The organism is Vibrio sp. 378 (genome assembly GCF_033339435.1).
Window position 1 is genome coordinate 335344 of sequence record NZ_JAWOUO010000006.1, and the last position, 21035, is coordinate 356378.

The window sequence follows — 21035 nt, forward strand, 5'->3', positions numbered from 1 at the left end:
AACGAGGAAGACAGAATGGCAACTGTAACTGCTGCTCTAGTTAAAGAACTTCGCGAGCGTACTGGCGCTGGCATGATGGAATGTAAGAAAGCGCTTGTAGAAGCAAACGCTGACATCGAACTAGCAATTGAAAACATGCGTAAATCTGGCGCAGCGAAAGCAGCTAAGAAAGCTGGTAACGTTGCAGCTGAAGGCGCAATCATCATCAAAGAAGAAAACGGCGTTGCTGTTCTTCTTGAAGTTAACTGCCAAACTGACTTCGTTGCTAAAGACGGTAACTTCACTGCATTCGCAGAAGAAGTTGCAGCTGCAGCTCTAGCTTCAAAAGCTTCTGTTGAAGAACTACAAGCACAATTCGAAGACGCACGTGTAGCTCTAGTAGCTAAAATCGGTGAAAACATCACTATCCGTCGCGTAGAATACGTTCAAGGCACTGCAATCGCTTCTTACCGTCACGGTGAGAAAATCGGTGTTGTTGTTGCTGGTGAAGGCGACGCAGAAACTCTTAAGCACGTTGCAATGCACGTTGCTGCTTCTAAGCCAGAGTTCGTTAACCCAGAAGACGTACCAGCTGACGTAGTAGAAAAAGAGAAAGCGGTTCAAGTTGAAATCGCAATGAACGAAGGCAAGCCTGCTGAAATCGCTGAGAAGATGGTTGTTGGCCGCATGAAGAAATTCACTGGCGAGATCTCTCTAACAGGTCAAGCTTTCATCATGGAGCCTAAGAAAACTGTAGGCGAAATGCTGAAAGAAAAAGGCGCTTCAGTTTCTACGTTCGTTCGCCTAGAAGTAGGTGAAGGTATCGAGAAGAAAGAAGAAATGAGCTTCGCTGAAGAAGTTGCAGCAGCTCAAAAAGGTTAATCCTTAGAGACTGTATAAAGATTAGACCGTAGCCAAGGCTGCGGTCTTTTTATGAGCAGTGAACGATTAGCCGTGATGAATAGCCATAACTGAAGTTGTGTCTATTCATGACTGTTAATCAACAACTCTCTTTGGAAGGTAAACTCCATGACTACGAACCCTAAACCAGCGTATCAACGTATTCTATTAAAACTGAGTGGTGAAGCTCTTCAAGGTGAAGACGGTTTTGGTATTGATCCTGCGGTCCTTGATCGTATGGCACAAGAAGTTAAAGAACTGGTTGAACTGGGTGTTCAGGTTGGTGTAGTTATCGGTGGCGGTAACTTGTTCCGTGGTGCAGGCCTAGCTGAAGCTGGTATGAACCGCGTAGTTGGTGACCACATGGGTATGCTTGCTACAGTAATGAATGGCCTAGCGATGCGTGATGCTCTTCACCGTGCATACGTAAATGCGCGCGTTATGTCTGCAATCCCTCTAAAAGGCGTATGTGACGACTATAATTGGGCTGATGCGATCCGTGAGCTTCGCCAAGGCCGAGTTGTCATCTTCTCTGCTGGTACTGGTAACCCGTTCTTTACAACGGATTCTGCTGCTTGTTTACGTGGTATCGAAATTGAAGCGGATGTCGTACTAAAAGCGACGAAAGTTGATGGTGTATTTACTGCTGACCCTGTAGCAAACCCAGACGCAGAGCTGTATGATAAGCTATCTTATGCAGAAGTTCTGGATAAAGAGCTGAAAGTTATGGACTTGGCGGCGTTTACGCTAGCTCGTGACCACAAAATGCCAATCCGCGTATTTAATATGAACAAGCCAGGCGCACTACGTCGCGTGGTTATGGGCGAAGCAGAAGGCACGCTCATCAACGAATAAGCTTGGCTTAAGGTGCCACTCCAAAGCGTTAGGGTGGTGCTTGCTTTGCTCAACCGTTTTAGGCTTTCTTCAGGAAAGATGACATTTTTAAGGTGAAACTGTGATTAACGAAATCAAAAAAGACGCGCAAGAGCGCATGGATAAAAGCGTTGAAGCGCTTAAGAACAACCTTTCTAAAATTCGTACAGGTCGTGCACACCCAAGCCTACTATCTGGTATTTCTGTAGAATACTACGGTGCAGCAACACCTCTAAACCAAGTAGCAAACGTTATTGCTGAAGATGCACGTACACTTGCAATCACGGTTTTTGATAAAGAGCTGACGCCGAAAGTAGAAAAAGCGATCATGACGTCTGACCTTGGTCTAAACCCTATGTCAGCTGGCACTATCATCCGCGTTCCACTTCCACCGCTAACGGAAGAACGTCGTAAAGACCTAGTTAAGATCGTCCGTGGTGAAGCTGAAGGTGGTCGTGTTGCTGTTCGTAACATCCGTCGTGACGCAAACAACGATCTTAAAGCGCTTCTAAAAGATAAAGAAATCTCTGAAGATGAAGACCGTAAAGCACAAGACGAAATTCAAAAGCTAACTGACGTTGCAGTTAAGAAGATCGATGAAGTTCTTGCTGCAAAAGAAAAAGAGTTGATGGAAGTTTAATACTCCCACACACATCACTGTTGGAAAACGCTGTGCTCACAGCTCAGCGTTTTTTTATGTTAGTCTATCCAACTGATGGAACTCAATTAACTCCCTATGCAAAATTCTCAAGCCTTCTCTGATTCCCTTCCTAAGCATATTGCCATCATTATGGACGGTAATGGCCGTTGGGCTAAGTCCAAAGGAAAACCTCGCGTATTTGGTCATAAAAAAGGCGTTAGTGCCGTTCGTAAGACCGTGGCTGCTGCTTCAAAACTAGGCATTAGAGCCATGACGCTGTTTGCTTTTAGTAGTGAAAACTGGCGTCGTCCGGAGGAAGAAGTGGGTCTTTTGATGGAACTGTTTATCACGGTCCTGTCTAGTGAAGTAAAAAAACTACACAAAAATAACTTACGGTTGCGCGTGATCGGTGATACCAGTCGATTTAGTGAGCGTCTACAAAAGAAAATTGTAGAAGCAGAAAACCTAACGGCAGATAACACGGGTATGGTGATCAACATTGCAGCCAACTATGGCGGTAAATGGGACATCACAGAAGCTGCTAAAACGTTAGCGCTAAAAGCACGTAACGGTGAAATTCGTGTAGAGGATATCAATGAGCAGCTAATCACTGAGCATTTGACCATGGCAGACCTACCGGAAGTGGATCTTTTAATTCGCACCAGTGGAGAGTGCCGCATCAGCAACTTTATGTTGTGGCAAATGGCTTATGCAGAAATGTACTTTACACCAGAGTACTGGCCAGAATTCGATGAAGACAGTTTGGTAGAAGCTGTAACTTGGTTTATCAACCGAGAACGTCGTTTTGGCTGTACAGGTGAACAAATAAAGGCATTGATGGCAGCTCAATAAGGACTAGTTAGTTTGAAACAGAGAATAATAACAGCGCTAATTTTAGCTCCCCTGGTTATTTTAGGCATTTTTAAATTACCGCTAATGGGCTTTATTGCCGCTTTAACTGCAATAACGCTATTAGGTTTTTGGGAGTGGACTCAGTTTACAGGAAGCAACTCTCGCATTGTTGCCCTTGTGCCGGCAATCATTATTACCGGACTTAGTTTTCTATACATCTCGCCTGATGCATATAGCCTCAATCACTTAACGACACCTCATTATGTCGTCTTGGGTATTGGTTTTGTTTGGTGGATTATTGCTAGCTTAATGGCGATTACTTACCCCAAAACGACGAAATCTTGGCAAAGTAATTTTGTTTTACGTCATGTATTTGGTTTTCTGACATTAATCCCATTCCTTTGGAGTGTGATTATTCTCAGAGCGTATGACATCACTGTAGATCCATACCACGGCGCAAAGCTTGTGTTGTACGTTTGTTTCTTGGTATGGGCTGCAGATAGCGGCGCCTACTTTGCAGGCAAAAGCTTAGGCAAACGTAAGATGGCTCCTCATGTAAGCCCCAATAAAACTATTGAAGGGCTAATTGGTGGCATTATCACGGCATTAATCGTAGCGTGGGCATTTGCTGATTGGTTCGACATCCAGTTCACTAGCCCTGTCCATATGGTGCTGATTACGCTAGTGACTGTCGTTATTTCAGTGCTTGGTGATCTGGTTGAAAGTATGTTCAAACGTGTCTCAGGCATTAAAGACAGCAGTAACATTATCCCAGGGCACGGTGGTGTGCTAGATCGTATCGACAGCCTAACCGCAGCATTCCCAGTTTTTGCTCTTCTTTACTACGTATTCTAATTTATCAGGAGCGGCGTCGTCGCTCCTGAGCTTTCTAACGGTCTTACAACATGCAAAAGTTAACGATTCTTGGTGCTACTGGATCAATTGGTGCAAGCACGCTTAAAGTGGTCGAACAAAACCCAGATCTGTTTTCTGTCGTTGCCTTAGCGGCAAGCACTAACGTTGAAAAGATGATCGGTCTATGTCGTCAGTGGCAACCTAAATATGCGGTCATGGCAGATAAAGCTGCGGCATCTCAACTTCAAGCTGAGCTACACTCGGTTTCACCAAGTACCGAAGTGCTAGGTGGTGTTGATGCGCTATGCCATATTGCTTCGCTGGACGAGGTCGACAGTGTAATGGCTGCTATTGTAGGAGCAGCCGGCTTATTGCCTACTATGGCTGCCGTGAAAGCAGGTAAGCGAGTCTTGTTGGCAAATAAAGAAGCACTTGTAATGTCAGGCCAGCTTTTTATTGATGCTGTAGAAGAATTTGGCGCAGAGCTACTTCCCGTCGACAGTGAACACAACGCCATTTTCCAATGTTTACCACAGCAAGTACAAACCAATCTAGGTCGTTGCAATTTACAAGAACATGGCATTTCTCATATTTTGTTGACTGGATCTGGTGGTCCTTTCCGTTACACTGACATCGCAGAACTGGAGCAGGTGACACCCGCGCAGGCGATTGCTCATCCAAACTGGTCGATGGGGCCAAAAATTTCTGTTGATTCTGCCACGATGATGAATAAAGGCCTTGAGTATATCGAAGCTAAGTGGCTATTTAATGCTGCTCGCGAACAACTGAAGGTGGTTATTCATCCTCAATCGGTAATTCATTCTATGGTTCAGTATCGTGATGGTTCGGTCTTGGCACAAATGGGAGAAGCGGATATGGCGACGCCAATTGCGCTCACCATGTCATACCCGTCAAGAGTGGAAGCTGGGGTTAAGCCGCTAGACTTCACGAAAGTTGGTGAGCTGACGTTTTTGCAGCCTGATTTTGCTCGTTACCCATGTTTAAAACTCGCAATTGATGCCTGTTATGAAGGTCAACACGCAACAACAGCATTGAATGCAGCTAATGAAGTCGCTGTTGATGCATTTTTAAATAACAGACTAGGTTTTACCGATATTGCTCGCATCAATGAGTCTGTGTTGAATAAAATCAACGCAAGCTGCAAAGCTGAGAATGCGAATAGCTTGGAAAGCTTGCTCGAGCTAGATAGAATGGCACGAACTATTGCCCTAGAAACCATACGCGAGCGTAGCTGATGACTGGTATATTGTGGAATCTCATTTCTTTTATCGTCGCACTGGGCATTCTTGTTGCCGTGCACGAATTTGGGCATTTTTGGGTTGCTCGCCGTTGCGGCGTTAAAGTTGAAAAGTTTTCAATCGGTTTCGGCAAGTCTATTTGGAGTAAAGTAGGCAAAGACGGAACGGAGTACAGCATCTCAATGATCCCTCTCGGCGGCTATGTGAAAATGGTTGATAGCCGTGTCGATGAGGTGCCAGAACATGAGAAGCACCTAGCGTTTGATAAGAAGCCGTTATGGAAGCGAACCTCTATTGTTGCGGCTGGCCCCATCTTTAATTTTCTTTTCGCAATTTTTGCCTATTGGCTGGTATTTCTAATTGGTATCCCTGCTGTTAAGCCTGTAATTGGTGAAGTTACGCCCAATTCGATTGTTGCGGAAGCTGGAATTGAATCTGGAATGGAACTTAAATCGATATCTGGTATCAAAACTCCGGATTGGGAATCAGTAAATATGGGATTGATTTCTCATATTGGCGATGATTTGATGACGGTAACACTAACGTCAGCGAATGAAGTTGGTTCAGAAGTAACGAAAACGCTCGATTTACGTGAGTGGAAGTTCGACCCAGAAACTCAGTCAGCGATGCAGTCGTTAGGTTTTGCTCCGTATACACCGGAGGTGTATCGAGTTATCGAGCAGGTCTCGCAAGGTGGAGCGGCGGAAAAAGCCGGTGTGCTTCCAGGTGATGAGGTTGTCGCAATTGGTCAACAACGCGTAACCGAATGGAAGCAAGTGGTTGAAGCGGTTCGTTCTAATCCTGATACACCGCTTGAATTGACGGTGTTACGTCAGGGTTATGAGCAAACATTGACGCTGACGCCCGGTAGCCGTGAGCTAGCTAACAAAGAAGTCGTTGGTTTTGCAGGTATTGCACCTAAAGTCGCAGAATGGCCAGAAAGTTATCGCTTCGATCTTCAGTTTGGTGTATTCGAGTCAATAGGTAAAGCAGTAGACAAAACTGGCCAAGTCATTGGTTTGACAATCAGCATGCTTAAGAAGCTGATTGTTGGAGACGTTGGTCTGAATAATCTGAGTGGACCAATATCAATAGCCAAAGGCGCAGGCGCGACAGCAGATTATGGTTTGGTCTACTTTTTAGGTTTTCTGGCTCTAATTAGTGTTAACCTAGGTATTATTAATCTCGTTCCTTTACCAATGTTGGATGGCGGTCATTTGTTGTTTTTTGCAATTGAAGCAGTCATTCGACGTCCTGTTCCTGAGAAAGTGCAGGAAATGGGCTTTAGAATTGGTGGTGCGATCATCTTCTCGCTCATGGCGTTAGCGCTATTTAATGATTTTACTCGTCTGTGATAGTTCAGAGACAAAAGCAGTAGCAAGGAATAATTAGAACAAGTATGGCGATTAAGCGAATTCTATTTGCAAGTTTACTGGCGACCAGTGTATCTGCAAATGGAGCAGAGAACTTCGTAGTTCAAGATATTGAAATCGATGGATTGCAGCGTGTAGCACTGGGTGCTGCATTGTTGAAAATGCCTGTACGTGTCGGTGATACCATTGGCCAAGGCGATGTTGCAGAAATTATCCGCGCCCTGTATGCATCTGGTAACTTTGAAGATGTGAAAGTGTTGCGTGACGGTGGTGTTCTGATGGTTCAAGTCAAAGAGCGTCCTACCATTGCAAGCATCTCTTTTTCAGGTAACAAAGCAATCAAGGACGAGCAGCTACAAGAAAACCTGAACGCGTCTGGCGTTCGTGAAGGTGAAGCGCTTGACCGCACCACGCTAAGCAACATTGAAAAAGGCTTAGAAGACTTTTACTACAGCGTAGGTAAATACAACGCAACAGTAAAAGCGGTGGTGACTCCACTACCACGTAATCGTTCTGATCTTAAGTTTGTCTTTACTGAAGGTGTGTCGGCAAAAATTCAGCAAATCAACTTTATCGGTAATGAAGTGTTCAGTGATGAAGAACTGCTTTCGCGCTTTAACTTAAATGTTGATGTGCCGTGGTGGAATTTCCTTTCTGATGAAAAGTATCAAAAGCAAGTTCTTGCAGGTGATATTGAAGCACTCAAATCATTCTACCTGGATCGTGGTTACTTAAAATTTAACGTTGATTCGACACAAGTTGCAATCTCTCCTGACAAGAAAGGGGTATACATTACTCTTGGTCTAGAAGAGGGCGAGGTTTACACCGTTAAGGACGTGAAGTTCCGTGGTGATTTGATTGGTGAGGAAGCGACGTTCGAAAGACTTGTGCCATTTGAAGACAATGAGACATACAACGGCTCGTTGGTGACTTCAATGGAAGAAGGAATTAAGCGTGTGCTTGGTGAGTCCGGTTATGCTTATCCTCAAGTGAATACCATTCCAGAGTTTGACGACGAGAATCAAGAAGTTTCTTTGGTCGTTAACGTAGACCCGGGTAACCGAATTTATGTTCGTGATATTCGCTTCACGGGTAATAACTCAACCAAAGATGAAGTCCTTCGTCGTGAAATGCGTCAGATGGAAGGCAGTTGGTTGAACTCGAAATCGATTGAAACGGGTAAAACTCGTCTAAACCGTTTGGGCTACTTTGAAAATGTTGAAGTACAGACGGTTCGAGTTCCTGGTAGTGATGATCAAGTTGACCTAGTTTACTCTGTCAAAGAAGCGAACTCTGGTAGCGTTAACTTCGGTGTTGGCTACGGTACAGAATCGGGTGTGAGCTTCCAGGTTGGCCTGCAACAAGATAACTTTATTGGTAGCGGTAACCGTGTTGGTATCAATGCGATGATGAATGACTACCAGAAAAACATCAGTCTAGATTACCGTGATCCGTACTGGAACTTAGACGGTGTAAGCTTAGGTGGTAAGGTTTTCTATAACGAATTTGAAGCGAAAGAAGCCAATATCGTTGACTATACCAACGAAAGCTATGGCGCGAGCTTAACGTGGGGCTTCCCATTCGATGAGTTGAACCGTTTTGAATTCGGTGTCGGTTATACGCACAACAAGATCGGTAACTTATCGCCTTACTTGCAGGTAGAGCAGTTCTTACGAGCACAAGCAGACAACATTGATTCTAGTGGAGCGTTGAACACAAACGACTTCGACTTCAATATCTCTTGGACACGTAATAACTTAAACCGTGGCTATTTCCCTACGGCAGGTAACCATCAGCGTGCATTCTATAAAATGACCGTACCTGGCTCTGACGTTCAATACTTCAAAATGCAGTACGATGTTCGCCAGTATGTGCCATTGACTAAAAAGCACGAGTTTACCCTCTTGTTCCGTGGCCGCTTAGGTTACGGTAATGGTTACGGTCAAACGGATGGTAACGATAACTTGTTCCCATTCTACGAAAACTACTACGCAGGTGGCTTTACATCGCTTCGTGGCTTTGGCTCAAACTCTGTTGGTCCTAAAGCAGTTTACCGTGATACATCTGGTTCAAACAATGGCGCAGATACAGCAACAGATGACTCTGTTGGTGGTAACGCCGTAGCGCTAGCAAGTGTTGAGTTGATTGTCCCAACACCATTTGCATCAGAAGAAGTACAAAACCAAATTCGTACCAGTATCTTCTTTGATATGGCAAGTGTTTGGGATACGGAGTTTGACTACCGCGATTCAGGTGCGGAATATGGTGACCGTTACTACTACGATTACTCAGATCCAACCAACTACCGTTCTTCTTACGGTGCGGCGTTGCAGTGGATGTCTCCAATGGGGCCACTAGTATTCTCACTAGCGAAACCAATTAAGAAATTTGATGGCGATGATGAAGAGTTCTTCACATTCACTATCGGTAGAACTTTCTAAAGAGGAAAATATTTTGAATAAAATGATCAAAGCGGCTGGGATTGGCCTTCTTGTACTGAGCTCTTCAATGTTTGCAAATGCGGCAGAAGCTGCACAGAAAATTGCTTACGTAAATACAGCTCAAGTTTTTCAAGCTCTTCCTCAACGTGAAGTTGTACTACAAAAAATGCAGAAAGACTTCAAAAGCAAAGCTGATGAACTGAAGTCAATCCAAGCACAAGCTAAAACAAAGATTGAGAAGCTACAACGTGACGGCGAGCTTTTGGGTCAAGACGAAGTTGAAAAGCTACGTATCGATATCGCGAAGCTAGACAGCGAGTACAAAGTGAAAGCACAAGCACTTGAAAAAGCAAGTGCGCGTCGTGAAGCTGAAGAAAAAGCGAAGCTTTTCAAAACGATTCAAGATGCAGTTAAGAAAGTCGCAGACAAAAATGGTTACGATCTTGTGATTGATATCTCTGCTTTGCAGTACGGCAAGCCAGAATACAATATCTCTGAAGACGTAATTAAAGCTCTAAAATAAGAAGTTATGAAGACATTAACATTAGCCGAATTGGCGACAATTACCGGGGGTGAGCTGTTTGGTGACGAGTCTCTCGTTGTAAGCCGTGTTGCTCCAATGGATAAAGCACAAGAAGGTGACGTAACCTTCTTGTCTAACCCAAAATACGCAAAACACCTTTCTGAGTGCCAAGCTACCGTTGTTATGGTAAAGGCTGAGCATAAAGATCAATGCGTTGGAAATGCGCTAGTGGTTTCAGACCCTTATGTCGCATTTGCTCGTGTGGTCCAAGCGATGGATACCACACCAAAACCGGCAGACGATATTGCACCAAGTGCTGTGATTGCCGCTGACGTTAAGATGGGTGAGAACGTTACAATCGGCGCTAACGCTGTGATTGAAACGGGCGTGGAACTCGGCGACAACGTAAGTGTTGGTGCTGGTTGTTTTATCGGTAAGAACGCCAAGCTAGGGAATAACACCAAGCTTTGGGCTAATGTCACTATCTACCATGAAGTGTCATTGGGTGATGACTGTCTCGTTCAATCGGGTACCGTCATTGGCTCTGATGGCTTCGGTTACGCGAATGACAAAGGCGAGTGGATTAAAATTCCTCAGCTTGGTTCAGTGCGTATCGGTAACCGCGTTGAGATTGGTGCTTGTACTACGATTGACCGCGGTGCACTCGAAGATACTATCATTGAAGACAATGTCATTCTGGATAACCAACTTCAAATCGCGCACAACGTGCAGATCGGATATGGTACCGTGATGCCTGGTGGTACTATTGTCGCGGGCAGTACAAAAATTGGTAAGTACTGCCAGATTGGCGGCGCGTCTGTTCTGAATGGCCATATCACTATCGCAGATGGTGTGGCGATTACAGGTATGGGCATGGTAATGCGCAGTATCGAAGAAAAAGGCCTTTACTCATCAGGTATTCCACTACAAACGAACAGAGAGTGGCGTAAAACTGCAACTCGAGTTCACCGTATTGATGAGATGAATAAGCGCCTGAAAGCGGTTGAAAAACAGCTGGAACAGAAAGAAGAAATTTAGAACAAGTTATCTTTCGCTCTGTATTTAACGTGAAAGCTAACAGGCTCTAGTTCCATATTCTGTACGAAGACTCGCGAAATGCGGGTCTTTTTCTTCTATAATGACGCGCTCTAAGTAGATTTAACTCCAAGATGGTGCGTATTTTGCTAGTATATTGCAAAGCGATTCGGCTTTACGACCTGTTGCCACGTTTGCCATCTTGGCGGCAAAAAATTGATATAGGAAGACGACTTTGACTACTGAAAAGAAAACGATGAACATCTCTGAAATTCAAGAGCTACTACCTCATCGCTACCCATTCTTATTGATCGACCGAGTGATAGACTTCCAAGAAGAGAAGTACCTTCACGCGATTAAAAACGTGTCGGTTAACGAACCTCAGTTCACAGGTCACTTTCCTCAACTACCAGTATTCCCAGGTGTTTTGATTTTAGAAGCAATGGCTCAGGCAACAGGCTTACTTGCATTTAAATCATTTGGTGCACCAACAGAAAATGAACTGTACTACTTTGCAAGCGTAGACGGCGCGAAATTCCGTAAACCAGTGGTTCCGGGCGACCAATTGGTTATTGAGGTAGAATTTCTGAAAGAACGTCGCGGCATTGCTGCATTTAGCGGTGTAGCAAAAGTTGACGGCGAAGTGGTATGTTCTGCAGAACTGAAGTGTGCTCGTCGAGAGTTTTAATATGATTCATGAAACCGCTAAAATCCACCCGGCAGCGGTGGTAGAAGAGGGCGCCAAAATTGGTGCTAACGTAACAGTAGGTCCTTTTACGTACATCACCTCTACGGTTGAAATTGGTGAAGGCACAGAAGTGATGTCTCACGTTGTGATCAAAGGTCACACAACTATTGGCAAAGATAACCGTATTTTCCCACATGCTGTCATTGGTGAAGAAAACCAAGACAAAAAATACGGTGGTGAAGACACAACTGTGGTTATCGGTGATCGTAACGTCATTCGTGAAGCGGTCCAAGTTCACCGCGGCACAGTGCAAGACAAAGCAACCACGATCATTGGTGATGACAACTTATTGTGTGTGAATGCACACGTTGCGCATGATGTTGTTATTGGTAACCACACTCATATCGGTAATAACTCGATTCTTGGTGGTCACGTTACTGTTGATGATTATGCCGGTGTGATGGCACTGTCTGCGATTCATCCGTTTTGTACAGTGGGCGCTTACGCGTACATTGGCGGCTGTTCAGCAGTAGTGCAAGATGTCCCAGCTTACGTACTCGCGCAAGGTAACCACGCCACACCTTTCGGCTTGAACCTTGTTGGCTTGAAGCGTAATGGCTTTGAGAAACCAGAGATTCGTGCGCTACAAAAAGCGTATAAAGAAATCTACCGTTCAGGTAAGACGCTAGAAGAAGTGAAGCCTATTCTAGCTGAAATGGCTCAAGAGTGGCCAGCAGTGAAGCGTTTCTCAGATATTCTGGAAACGACGGAACGTGGCATTATTCGTTAATTGGCGAATGAACCAATAAATAAAAAGATCGTGACCGAATTTGAGGTTACGATCTTTTTGTGTTTTATGGATAAGGCAAACCGTTATCCATAGCGCACAGGAAAAATAGCGAAGTAGATATGGAAAGACCATTACGTATTGGCATCATTGCCGGAGAATTGTCTGGCGATACGCTAGGTGAAGGCTTTATCAAAGCAGTAAAGCAGCAATATCCAGACGCAGAGTTCGTAGGCATTGGCGGTCCGAAAATGATAGCCCAAGGTTGCGAGTCTCTGTTTGATATGGAAGAGCTTGCGGTGATGGGATTAGTCGAGGTTTTAGGCCGCTTACCGAGACTTCTTAAAGTGAAAGCTGAGCTCGTTCAGTATTTTACTCAGAATCCGCCTGATGTTTTCATCGGGATCGATGCTCCTGACTTCAACTTACGCTTGGAGCTTGACCTCAAGCAAGCGGGCATTAAAACCGTTCATTACGTGAGTCCGTCTGTTTGGGCTTGGCGTCAGAAGCGCATCTTTAAAATAGAAGCGGCAACGAACTTGGTACTAGCATTTCTTCCGTTTGAGAAAGCGTTCTACGACAAATTTAATGTACCTTGCGAGTTCATTGGTCATACCTTGGCTGATGCCATCCCACTAGAATCAGAACAAGCGCCTGCACGTGAGTTGCTTGGTTTAGAACAAGATAAAAAGTGGCTTGCTGTCCTGCCAGGCAGTCGTGGTAGCGAGTTAAAAATGCTCTCAGAGCCATTTATTGAAACCTGCAAGTTACTCCATAAAAAATTTCCAGAACTGGGGTTTGTTGTCGCGCTTGTTAATCAAAAACGCCGTGAGCAGTTTGAACAAGCATGGAAAGAGCTAGCGCCAGAGTTGGACTTCAAGTTAGTTGATGACACCGCACGCAACGTCATCACCGCATCCGATGCCGTGATGTTGGCCTCCGGTACCGTAGCGTTGGAGTGTATGCTTCTCAAGCGTCCAATGGTGGTGGGTTATCGTGTGAATGCATTTACTGCTTTTTTAGCTAAACGTCTATTGAAAACGAAGTATGTGTCATTGCCGAATATCTTGGCGGATGATGAGCTCGTCAAAGAATATCTACAAGATGAGTGCACACCAGACAATTTGTTTACTGAGGTTTCTCGCTTATTGGAAAGCGACAATAAACCGATGTTAGATAAGTTTACGGAAATGCATCATTGGATTCGTAAAGATGCGGACCAACAAGCCGCAAACGCGGTTCTAAAACTGATTGAGAAATAGAGATTTATCATGGCTGTTAAACCAAAAGTGACCAAAACCAAAGTTGAACTCCCTCCGTTTGAATATCCGCAAGGTTATCAGCTTGTGGCCGGAGTCGACGAGGTAGGACGTGGCCCTTTGGTAGGAGACGTCGTCACCGCTGCGGTTATCCTTGATCCTAACAATCCTATTGAAGGGTTGAACGATTCGAAAAAATTGACCGAAAAGAAACGCATGGCGCTGCTTCCTGAAATCAAAGAAAAAGCATTGGCGTGGGCGGTCGGGCGTTGTTCTCCTGAAGAAATCGATCAACTGAATATTTTGCAGGCGACTATGGTTGCGATGCAGCGTGCAGTGGCGGGGTTACAGGTTCAACCTGATTTGGTGTTGATTGATGGTAACCGTTGTCCGGAGCTGCCAATGGATGCTCAAGCTGTAGTAAAAGGCGATCTACGTGTTGCCGAAATCAGTGCGGCTTCCATTATTGCCAAAGTCGTGCGTGACCAAGAGATGGAAGAGTTGGATAAACTTCATCCACAATTTGGCTTCGCGAAGCACAAAGGTTACCCAACTAAAGTGCACTTTGAAGCGATTGAGCAACACGGAGTGATCAGTGAACACCGCAAGAGTTTCAAGCCAGTAAAAAAAGCGTTAGGCATAGAATAATCAAACGATCTAATTGGTGTTATAAACCCAACCTCTTTAGGTTAGAATCCCCAACAAAATAGAGTTACACGGTACCTGTTAATGTCAGATCCCAAATTCATCCACCTGCGTGTTCATAGTGACTTCTCGATGGTGGATGGCCTCAACAAAGTTCCGCCAATTGTAAAGAAAGTTGCTGAGCTCGGTATGCCCGCAATGGCGTTGACCGACTTTACCAACCTATGTGGTTTGGTGAAGTTTTACGGTACGGCGCATGGCAGTGGTGTTAAACCGATCATTGGTGCTGACTTTAAAATGCAGTCGGACGAGTTTGGTGAAGAGCTGACACAAGTGACTTTGCTTGCGGCGGATAATGTAGGTTATAAGAACCTGACGTTATTGATATCAAAAGCGTACTTACGTGGACATGTTCAACACCACCCAGTGATTGACAAAGCCTGGTTGGCTGAAATGTCTGAAGGCCTGATTGTATTATCCGGCGGTAAAAGCGGAGAAATTGGTCGCGGCCTTTTGAAAGGCAACCGTCAAATAGTGCAAGGGTGTGTTGATTTCTATAAACAGCATTTTCCAGATCGCTTTTATCTTGAGCTACTTCGTACCGGTCGTCCAGATGAAGAAACTTATCTTCACTTTGCGGTTGAATTGGCAGAGCAGCAAGACTTGCCAGTAGTGGCGACCAATGAAGTTGTATTCCTGAGTCCAGACCTATTTGATGCTCATGAAATACGCGTAGCGATTCACGATGGTTACACATTAGAAGATCCGCGTAGGCCAAAAAACTACAGTCCGCAGCAATATCTTCGTACAGAAGAAGAAATGTGCGAGCTGTTTGCTGATATTCCTGAAGCGTTAGAAAACAGTGTCGAGATAGCGAAGCGTTGTAACGTGACTGTGCGCTTAGGGGAGTACTTCCTACCAGCTTTCCCAACCGAAGGGATGAAAGAGACTGAGTTCCTAGTCATGAAATCCCGAGAGGGGTTGGAAGAGCGTTTAGAGTTCCTATTTCCAGATGAGGAAGAGAGAAAACGTCGCCGCCCTGAATATGATGAACGTCTTCAGATAGAGCTAGATGTTATCAACCAAATGGGATTTCCTGGTTACTTCTTGATCGTAATGGAGTTCATCCAGTGGTCAAAAGATAATGGAATTCCTGTCGGTCCTGGACGCGGTTCCGGTGCTGGTTCTTTGGTGGCTTACGCACTAAAAATCACCGATCTGGATCCACTAGAATATGACTTGCTGTTCGAACGTTTCTTGAACCCAGAACGTGTTTCGATGCCCGATTTCGACGTCGATTTCTGTATGGATAAACGTGACCAGGTTATTGACCACGTTGCGGAAATGTACGGTCGCGACGCGGTATCTCAGATCATCACGTTTGGTACCATGGCGGCAAAAGCGGTAATCCGTGACGTTGGCCGCGTATTGGGCCACCCATTTGGTTTTGTTGATCGTATTTCAAAGCTGATCCCGCCCGATCCAGGCATGACGCTAGATAAAGCGTTTAAAGCTGAACCTGCACTACCTGAATTGTATGAGGCCGATGAGGAAGTTAAAGAACTCATCGACATGTGTCATATTTTGGAAGGCTGTACGCGAAACGCCGGTAAACACGCTGGTGGTGTTGTAATTTCACCTACAACAATTACCGATTTTGCGCCAATTTATGCAGACGCTGAAGGTCACTTTCCGGTTACTCAATTTGATAAAAACGATGTTGAGACCGCTGGCCTAGTTAAGTTTGACTTCTTGGGTTTACGTACCTTAACCATTATTGACTGGGCGTTAGGACTGATTAACCCACGCCTAGAGCGAGAAGGGAAAGAACCGGTTCAAATTGAATCCATACCGTTAGAAGACCCTGCCTCTTTCCGTTTGTTGCAAAACTCTGAAACGACAGCAGTATTCCAGCTTGAATCTCGAGGCATGAAAGAGCTGATCAAACGACTTCAGCCAGACTGTTTCGAAGACATTATCGCATTGGTAGCACTCTTCCGTCCGGGTCCTTTGCAATCGGGCATGGTAGATAACTTTATCGACCGTAAACATGGTCGAGAAGCGATCTCTTATCCAGATGAAAAGTGGCAACACGAGTCGCTAAAAGAGACGCTTGATCCAACCTACGGCATCATCCTGTATCAAGAGCAGGTAATGCAGATTGCGCAGATCTTAGCAGGTTACACGCTAGGTGGTGCGGACATGCTTCGTCGTGCAATGGGTAAGAAAAAGCCAGAAGAGATGGCAAAACAACGTGCTATCTTTGAAGAAGGTGCGATAAAGAACGGTATCGATGGCGAGTTGGCGATGAAAATCTTCGACTTGGTAGAGAAGTTCGCCGGTTATGGTTTTAACAAATCGCACTCTGCTGCTTATGCATTGGTTTCTTATCAAACTCTTTGGCTGAAAACACATTATCCTGCCGAATTTATGGCTGCGGTAATGACAGCCGATATGGATAACACGGAAAAAGTCGTTGGCTTGGTCGATGAGTGTTTCCGTATGAAGCTTACCGTGCTGCCACCAGACATCAACTCTGGCCTATATCGCTTTAATGTTGATGAAAATGGCGCAATTGTTTACGGTATTGGTGCGATAAAAGGGGTTGGTGAGGGGCCTATCGATGCGATTCTTGAGGCGAGAAATAAAGGTGGTCACTTTAAAGACCTATTTGATTTCTGTGCTCGAGTTGATCTAAAACGTGTCAATAAACGAGTGATAGAGAAGCTGATTTACGCGGGCGCGTTGGATCGACTAGGCCCACACCGCGCGGCGATGATGGCGTCACTCAATGATGCGGTAAAAGCAGCAAGTCAACATCACCAAGCTGAGGCGTTTGGTCAAACGGATATGTTTGGTGTGCTAACGGATGCACCTGAAGAAGTAGAGCATAAGTATACGCAGGTTCCGCCTTGGCCAGAAAAAGTGTGGTTAGAGGGCGAGCGTGATACCCTAGGCCTATATTTGACAGGGCACCCAATTAACGCCTACGTAAAGGAACTAAACAAATACACCAGTTGTCGACTAAAAGACGCAACGCCCACTCGCCGCGATCAATCTGTCACGGTAGCCGGCCTGGTTATTGCCGCTCGTGTAATGACGACCAAGCGTGGTACACGAATTGGTATTATGACACTGGATGACCGAAGTGGTCGTATGGAAGTGATGTTGTTCTCAGATGCGCTGGATCGATACGCTGAACTTCTCGAAAAAGACAGAATTTTGGTCGTTTCTGGACAGGTCAGCTTTGATGACTTCAACGGTGGCCTTAAAATGTCGGCGCGTGAAGTTATGGATCTTGGCAGTGCGCGCGAGAAATACGCTCGTGGTTTGTCGGTATCGATAGATGCAAATCAGATCAATGATCAGTTTTTTGAGCAGTTCAGCCGTATTTTAGAACCGCACAAAGCCGGAACCGTACCCGTCAATGTATACTACCAGCGTGCCGACGCCAGAGCGCGGTTAACATTGGGCACCGAGTGGCGAGTAACGCCAAGTGATACATTACTCGACGATTTAAAACAGTTACTTGGCAAAAGCCAGGTAGAACTCGAATTTAACTAAAAATTCAGCGCAATATGTTAGACGCTGAGTAAACAAGGATTCATAGATGAGCCTAAACTTTCTTGAATTTGAAAAGCCAATTGCAGAACTAGAAGCGAAAATTGAAGCATTACGTGATGTCTCTCGTCACGGTGGTGATTCTGCGATTGACCTGGATAAAGAAATCGAACAGCTTGAGAAGAAAAGCTTAGAGCTGAAGAAAAAAACCTTCAGCGACCTAGGCGCATGGGAAACAGCTCAACTGGCTCGTCACCCACTACGTCCTTACACGCTGGATTACATCCAACACGCTTTTGAGGAGTTTGATGAATTAGCGGGTGACCGCGCGTTTGCAGACGACAAAGCGATTGTGGGTGGCATGGCTCGCCTTGAAGGCCGCCCTGTGATGATCATTGGTCACCAAAAAGGTCGTGAAACCAAAGAGAAAGTGAAACGTAACTTTGGTATGCCAAAACCAGAAGGTTACCGTAAAGCGCTACGTTTGATGGAAATGGCAGAGCGTTTCAACATGCCGATCATCACATTTATCGACACGGCTGGCGCGTATCCAGGTGTGGGCGCAGAAGAGCGTGGTCAATCTGAAGCTATCGCGAAAAACCTAAAAGTGATGTCTGGTCTTAAAGTGCCAGTAATCTGTAACGTTGTTGGTGAAGGCGGTTCTGGTGGTGCACTAGCAATCGGTGTAGGCGACTATGTGAACATGCTTCAGTACTCTACGTACTCAGTAATTTCTCCTGAGGGTTGTGCTTCAATCTTATGGCGTGATTCAGACAAAGCGCCACAAGCGGCAGAGGCAATGGGTCTAACTGCTCCGCGTCTTAAAGAGCTTGAACTGATCGACGAAATCATTGAAGAGCCACTAGGCGGCGCTCATCGCGATCATGTTCAAATGGCAGCGAATATGAAAGCGACACTACTTCGTCAGCTAGAAGATCTAGAACAATTGGATGAAGAGACGCTACGTGAGCGTCGTTACCAGCGTCTAATGAGCTACGGTTACTGTTAATTTCGGTGATTGCTATTAAGCGTTAGCTGATATCTCAAGTGATAACAGTTAAAATAGAAAGGGTTGGATGAGAGTCCAGCCCTTTTTTGTACCTATCGGATCGTTTATGGAATCGCTTTACCTGCATTTTGCTCAAGTTCTCGGCCGCTACTATCAATCAGGCACTAAGGTTGTCTTGGCGTTTAGCGGAGGAGTGGATTCACGTCTTTTACTCGAATTACTCAGTCGCTACCAACAAGCGCACTCTGTAGAGTGTCACGCTGTGTATGTGCACCATGGTTTAAGCTCGAATGCCGATAATTGGGCCGATAAATGCTTACTTTGGGCACAACAAGTGGGGATATCGTGCTCGATCGAGCGAGTGAGCTTAGACATCAGCAATGGTGAAAGTATTGAACTTCTTGCTCGTGAAGCTCGCTACCAAGCCTTAACTAAGTACATTCAAGAAGGCGATATACTGTTGACTGGTCAACATGCCGACGATCAAATAGAGACTTTTCTCCTTGCGCTTAAGCGCGGTAGCGGGCCAAAAGGGTTATCTTCGATGGCGGAGAGTATGCCGTTTTCTTGCGGATCTCTAGTTCGACCATTGCTTACTATCAAGCGGAAGACCATCGAAGACGCCGCTACTAAATTAGGCTTGGAGTGGGTGGAAGACGAAAGCAATCAAGATACCCGTTATGATCGTAACTTTCTTCGTCATTGTGTTGTTCCTGAATTGTCTGGTCGTTGGCCGAGTATCCATCAAGCGGTTCAGCGCAGTGCAAGCTTATGTGCTCAACAAGAAGCGCTATTGGATGAACTATTGAGCGCGGTGTTTGAACGCGCTTTACAAACGGATCTAAGTTTGAGTATTGAAGAACTGGCTAAGCACAGTGAATTAGCACGTGCGCGCTTAATTCGTATGTGGCTAGCTAAGCTTAATACTAGTATGCCGACTCAGGTACAACTCAATCTTATCTGGAATGAAGTGGCATTAGCTCAGCAAGATGCCAACCCCAAACTACAACTTAAACAAGGTGAAGTGCGCCGTTTTCGAAATCGTCTCTATTGGGTAAAGGAAACGGCTGATGTCACTAAGTGGCAAAGTACGATTCAAGTTGATGCGACTTTGTCGCTGCCTGAGGGACTCGGGGAGCTGACCTTAACGACGAGTTCTAGTAACGCAACGATTGCGCTACCGAGTCAGCCAGAATTGCTTCGCGTGACCTTCAATCCGGAAGGCTTATCAGCGCATCCAACCACGCGTAATCATAGTCGAAAACTGAAGAAGTTATTCCAAGAATACAATGTGCCAAGCTGGCTGCGTCGTCAAATTCCGATTTTAATGTACCAAGACCGAGTCGTTGCTGTGGCAGATCTGTTCGTTGATCAGGCGTTTAATGGTCAAGATTGTGAACTTATTTGGCGCAGGTAATGAAAATTCATGCCACAATGTCGATTATAAAATATAAAAATCCTTAAATAATAATTGATTAGGTGAAGCAATGAAGAAAACAATCATGGGTGCAATGGTGGCGTTAACCATGTTCAGTGGGCAGGCTCTAGCTGCGGGAGATGCTGCAGCAGGTCAAGCAAAGTCGGGAGTATGCGCGGCGTGTCATGGCGCTGATGGTATTGCTGTCATTCCGGGTTACCCAAATCTGAAAGGGCAAAATGAGCAATATATTATCAGTTCAATTAAAGCTTATAAAAACAAAGAGCGAACAGGTGGGCTTGCTGCTGTGATGCAAGCTCAAGCTTCATTGTTGTCTGATGAAGATATCGCTAACCTAGCGGCTTACTACGCAAGTTTGAAGTAAAAAAAGCTTGGACGATTGGGCATTGAGCAGTCCTCATTGGGTTTTATCAACTCACGATATTCGCTATGTTAATTTGCTCAGCCTGGATTTTCGCTGGTGGATCAGAGACAAACATTGAATGTTGCGAAACGCTAAACGATAATAAGCGCAATCGATTGAAGCTTAAGGGATGAACATGAAAAAAATTGAAGCGATTATCAAGCCATTTAAACTGGATGATGTTCGAGAAGCGCTAGCTGAAGTTGGCATTACAGGGATGACTGTCTCTGAAGTGAAAGGTTTTGGTCGCCAAAAAGGTCACACCGAGCTTTACCGTGGTGCAGAGTACATGGTGGACTTTCTACCTAAAGTGAAGCTCGAAATCGTTGTAACAGAAGATGTGGCTGATAAATGCGTAGAGACAATCATTGAAACCGCGCAAACTGGTAAGATTGGTGATGGTAAAATATTCGTCACTGATATTGAGCGTGTGGTTCGTATTCGTACTGGTGAAGAAGACGAAGACGCGATCTAAGGTTTCTTGTCACCTGTTTCGTATTTATTATGCTAAAAGG

General features: G+C 45.2%; 19 protein-coding genes. All 19 read left to right on the plus strand.

Going from position 1 to position 21035, the window contains the following annotated elements; genetic code table 11:
* The first annotated feature begins 15 nt into the window (after window positions 1-15).
* The 19 genes from tsf (at window position 16) to glnB (ending at window position 20995) form a co-directional block, all read left to right on the plus strand.
* Window positions 16-861: a translation elongation factor Ts gene (gene tsf, locus R7Q48_RS13925; RefSeq protein WP_005380328.1), complete on the plus strand. Its 846-nt coding sequence runs from the start codon at window positions 16-18 to the stop codon at window positions 859-861.
* A gap of 147 nt (window positions 862-1008) precedes the next feature.
* Complete coding sequence (pyrH, locus tag R7Q48_RS13930) at window positions 1009-1734, plus strand: UMP kinase (RefSeq protein WP_005380329.1); 726 nt, start codon at window positions 1009-1011, stop codon at window positions 1732-1734.
* Between the two features lie 100 nt (window positions 1735-1834).
* Window positions 1835-2392 carry a ribosome recycling factor gene (gene frr, locus R7Q48_RS13935; RefSeq protein ID WP_005380330.1) on the plus strand — a complete coding sequence of 186 codons (558 nt, stop codon included), beginning with the start codon at window positions 1835-1837 and terminating at the stop codon, window positions 2390-2392.
* A 96-nt stretch (window positions 2393-2488) separates the two neighbouring features.
* On the plus strand, window positions 2489-3244 hold the full coding sequence (locus tag R7Q48_RS13940; RefSeq protein WP_005380331.1) for an isoprenyl transferase: 756 nt from the start codon (window positions 2489-2491) through the stop codon (window positions 3242-3244).
* Window positions 3245-3256: 12 nt separating this feature from the next.
* Window positions 3257-4099 (plus strand): phosphatidate cytidylyltransferase, encoded by an 843-nt coding sequence (locus R7Q48_RS13945; RefSeq protein ID WP_053306719.1) that lies wholly within the window; start codon window positions 3257-3259, stop codon window positions 4097-4099.
* Window positions 4100-4149: 50 nt separating this feature from the next.
* Window positions 4150-5355: a 1-deoxy-D-xylulose-5-phosphate reductoisomerase gene (ispC, locus tag R7Q48_RS13950; RefSeq protein ID WP_054574847.1), complete on the plus strand. Its 1206-nt coding sequence runs from the start codon at window positions 4150-4152 to the stop codon at window positions 5353-5355.
* Complete coding sequence (gene rseP, locus R7Q48_RS13955) at window positions 5355-6713, plus strand: sigma E protease regulator RseP (protein WP_005380334.1); 1359 nt, start codon at window positions 5355-5357, stop codon at window positions 6711-6713. The genes ispC and rseP overlap by 1 nt, the downstream gene beginning before the upstream one ends.
* Window positions 6714-6757: 44 nt before the next feature.
* Window positions 6758-9172, plus strand: a complete 2415-nt coding sequence (gene bamA, locus R7Q48_RS13960; protein ID WP_005391802.1) for an outer membrane protein assembly factor BamA — start codon at window positions 6758-6760, stop codon at window positions 9170-9172.
* A gap of 13 nt (window positions 9173-9185) precedes the next feature.
* A complete protein-coding gene (locus tag R7Q48_RS13965) occupies window positions 9186-9695 on the plus strand; it encodes an OmpH family outer membrane protein (protein WP_005391804.1) in 510 nt (169 codons plus the stop codon).
* 6 nt (window positions 9696-9701) lie between these two features.
* On the plus strand, window positions 9702-10733 hold the full coding sequence (gene lpxD / locus R7Q48_RS13970; protein WP_005380347.1) for a UDP-3-O-(3-hydroxymyristoyl)glucosamine N-acyltransferase: 1032 nt from the start codon (window positions 9702-9704) through the stop codon (window positions 10731-10733).
* A gap of 232 nt (window positions 10734-10965) precedes the next feature.
* Window positions 10966-11418, plus strand: coding sequence for a 3-hydroxyacyl-ACP dehydratase FabZ (gene fabZ / locus R7Q48_RS13975; protein ID WP_005380349.1), 453 nt, complete (start codon window positions 10966-10968; stop codon window positions 11416-11418).
* A gap of 1 nt (window position 11419) precedes the next feature.
* Window positions 11420-12208, plus strand: a complete 789-nt coding sequence (lpxA, locus tag R7Q48_RS13980; protein WP_005380357.1) for an acyl-ACP--UDP-N-acetylglucosamine O-acyltransferase — start codon at window positions 11420-11422, stop codon at window positions 12206-12208.
* A gap of 119 nt (window positions 12209-12327) precedes the next feature.
* Window positions 12328-13467 carry a lipid-A-disaccharide synthase gene (lpxB, locus tag R7Q48_RS13985; protein WP_017636041.1) on the plus strand — a complete coding sequence of 380 codons (1140 nt, stop codon included), beginning with the start codon at window positions 12328-12330 and terminating at the stop codon, window positions 13465-13467.
* A gap of 9 nt (window positions 13468-13476) precedes the next feature.
* Window positions 13477-14112: a ribonuclease HII gene (rnhB, locus tag R7Q48_RS13990; RefSeq protein ID WP_167415389.1), complete on the plus strand. Its 636-nt coding sequence runs from the start codon at window positions 13477-13479 to the stop codon at window positions 14110-14112.
* A gap of 81 nt (window positions 14113-14193) precedes the next feature.
* Window positions 14194-17673, plus strand: coding sequence for a DNA polymerase III subunit alpha (gene dnaE / locus R7Q48_RS13995; protein WP_005385364.1), 3480 nt, complete (start codon window positions 14194-14196; stop codon window positions 17671-17673).
* Window positions 17674-17719: 46 nt separating this feature from the next.
* Window positions 17720-18679: an acetyl-CoA carboxylase carboxyl transferase subunit alpha gene (gene accA / locus R7Q48_RS14000; RefSeq protein ID WP_005380365.1), complete on the plus strand. Its 960-nt coding sequence runs from the start codon at window positions 17720-17722 to the stop codon at window positions 18677-18679.
* A gap of 106 nt (window positions 18680-18785) precedes the next feature.
* Window positions 18786-20096: a tRNA lysidine(34) synthetase TilS gene (gene tilS, locus R7Q48_RS14005; protein WP_213874844.1), complete on the plus strand. Its 1311-nt coding sequence runs from the start codon at window positions 18786-18788 to the stop codon at window positions 20094-20096.
* Window positions 20097-20166: 70 nt separating this feature from the next.
* Window positions 20167-20481, plus strand: coding sequence for a c-type cytochrome (locus R7Q48_RS14010; RefSeq protein ID WP_017636043.1), 315 nt, complete (start codon window positions 20167-20169; stop codon window positions 20479-20481).
* A gap of 175 nt (window positions 20482-20656) precedes the next feature.
* Window positions 20657-20995: a nitrogen regulatory protein P-II gene (glnB, locus tag R7Q48_RS14015; RefSeq protein WP_005380372.1), complete on the plus strand. Its 339-nt coding sequence runs from the start codon at window positions 20657-20659 to the stop codon at window positions 20993-20995.
* Window positions 20996-21035 lie beyond the last annotated feature (40 nt).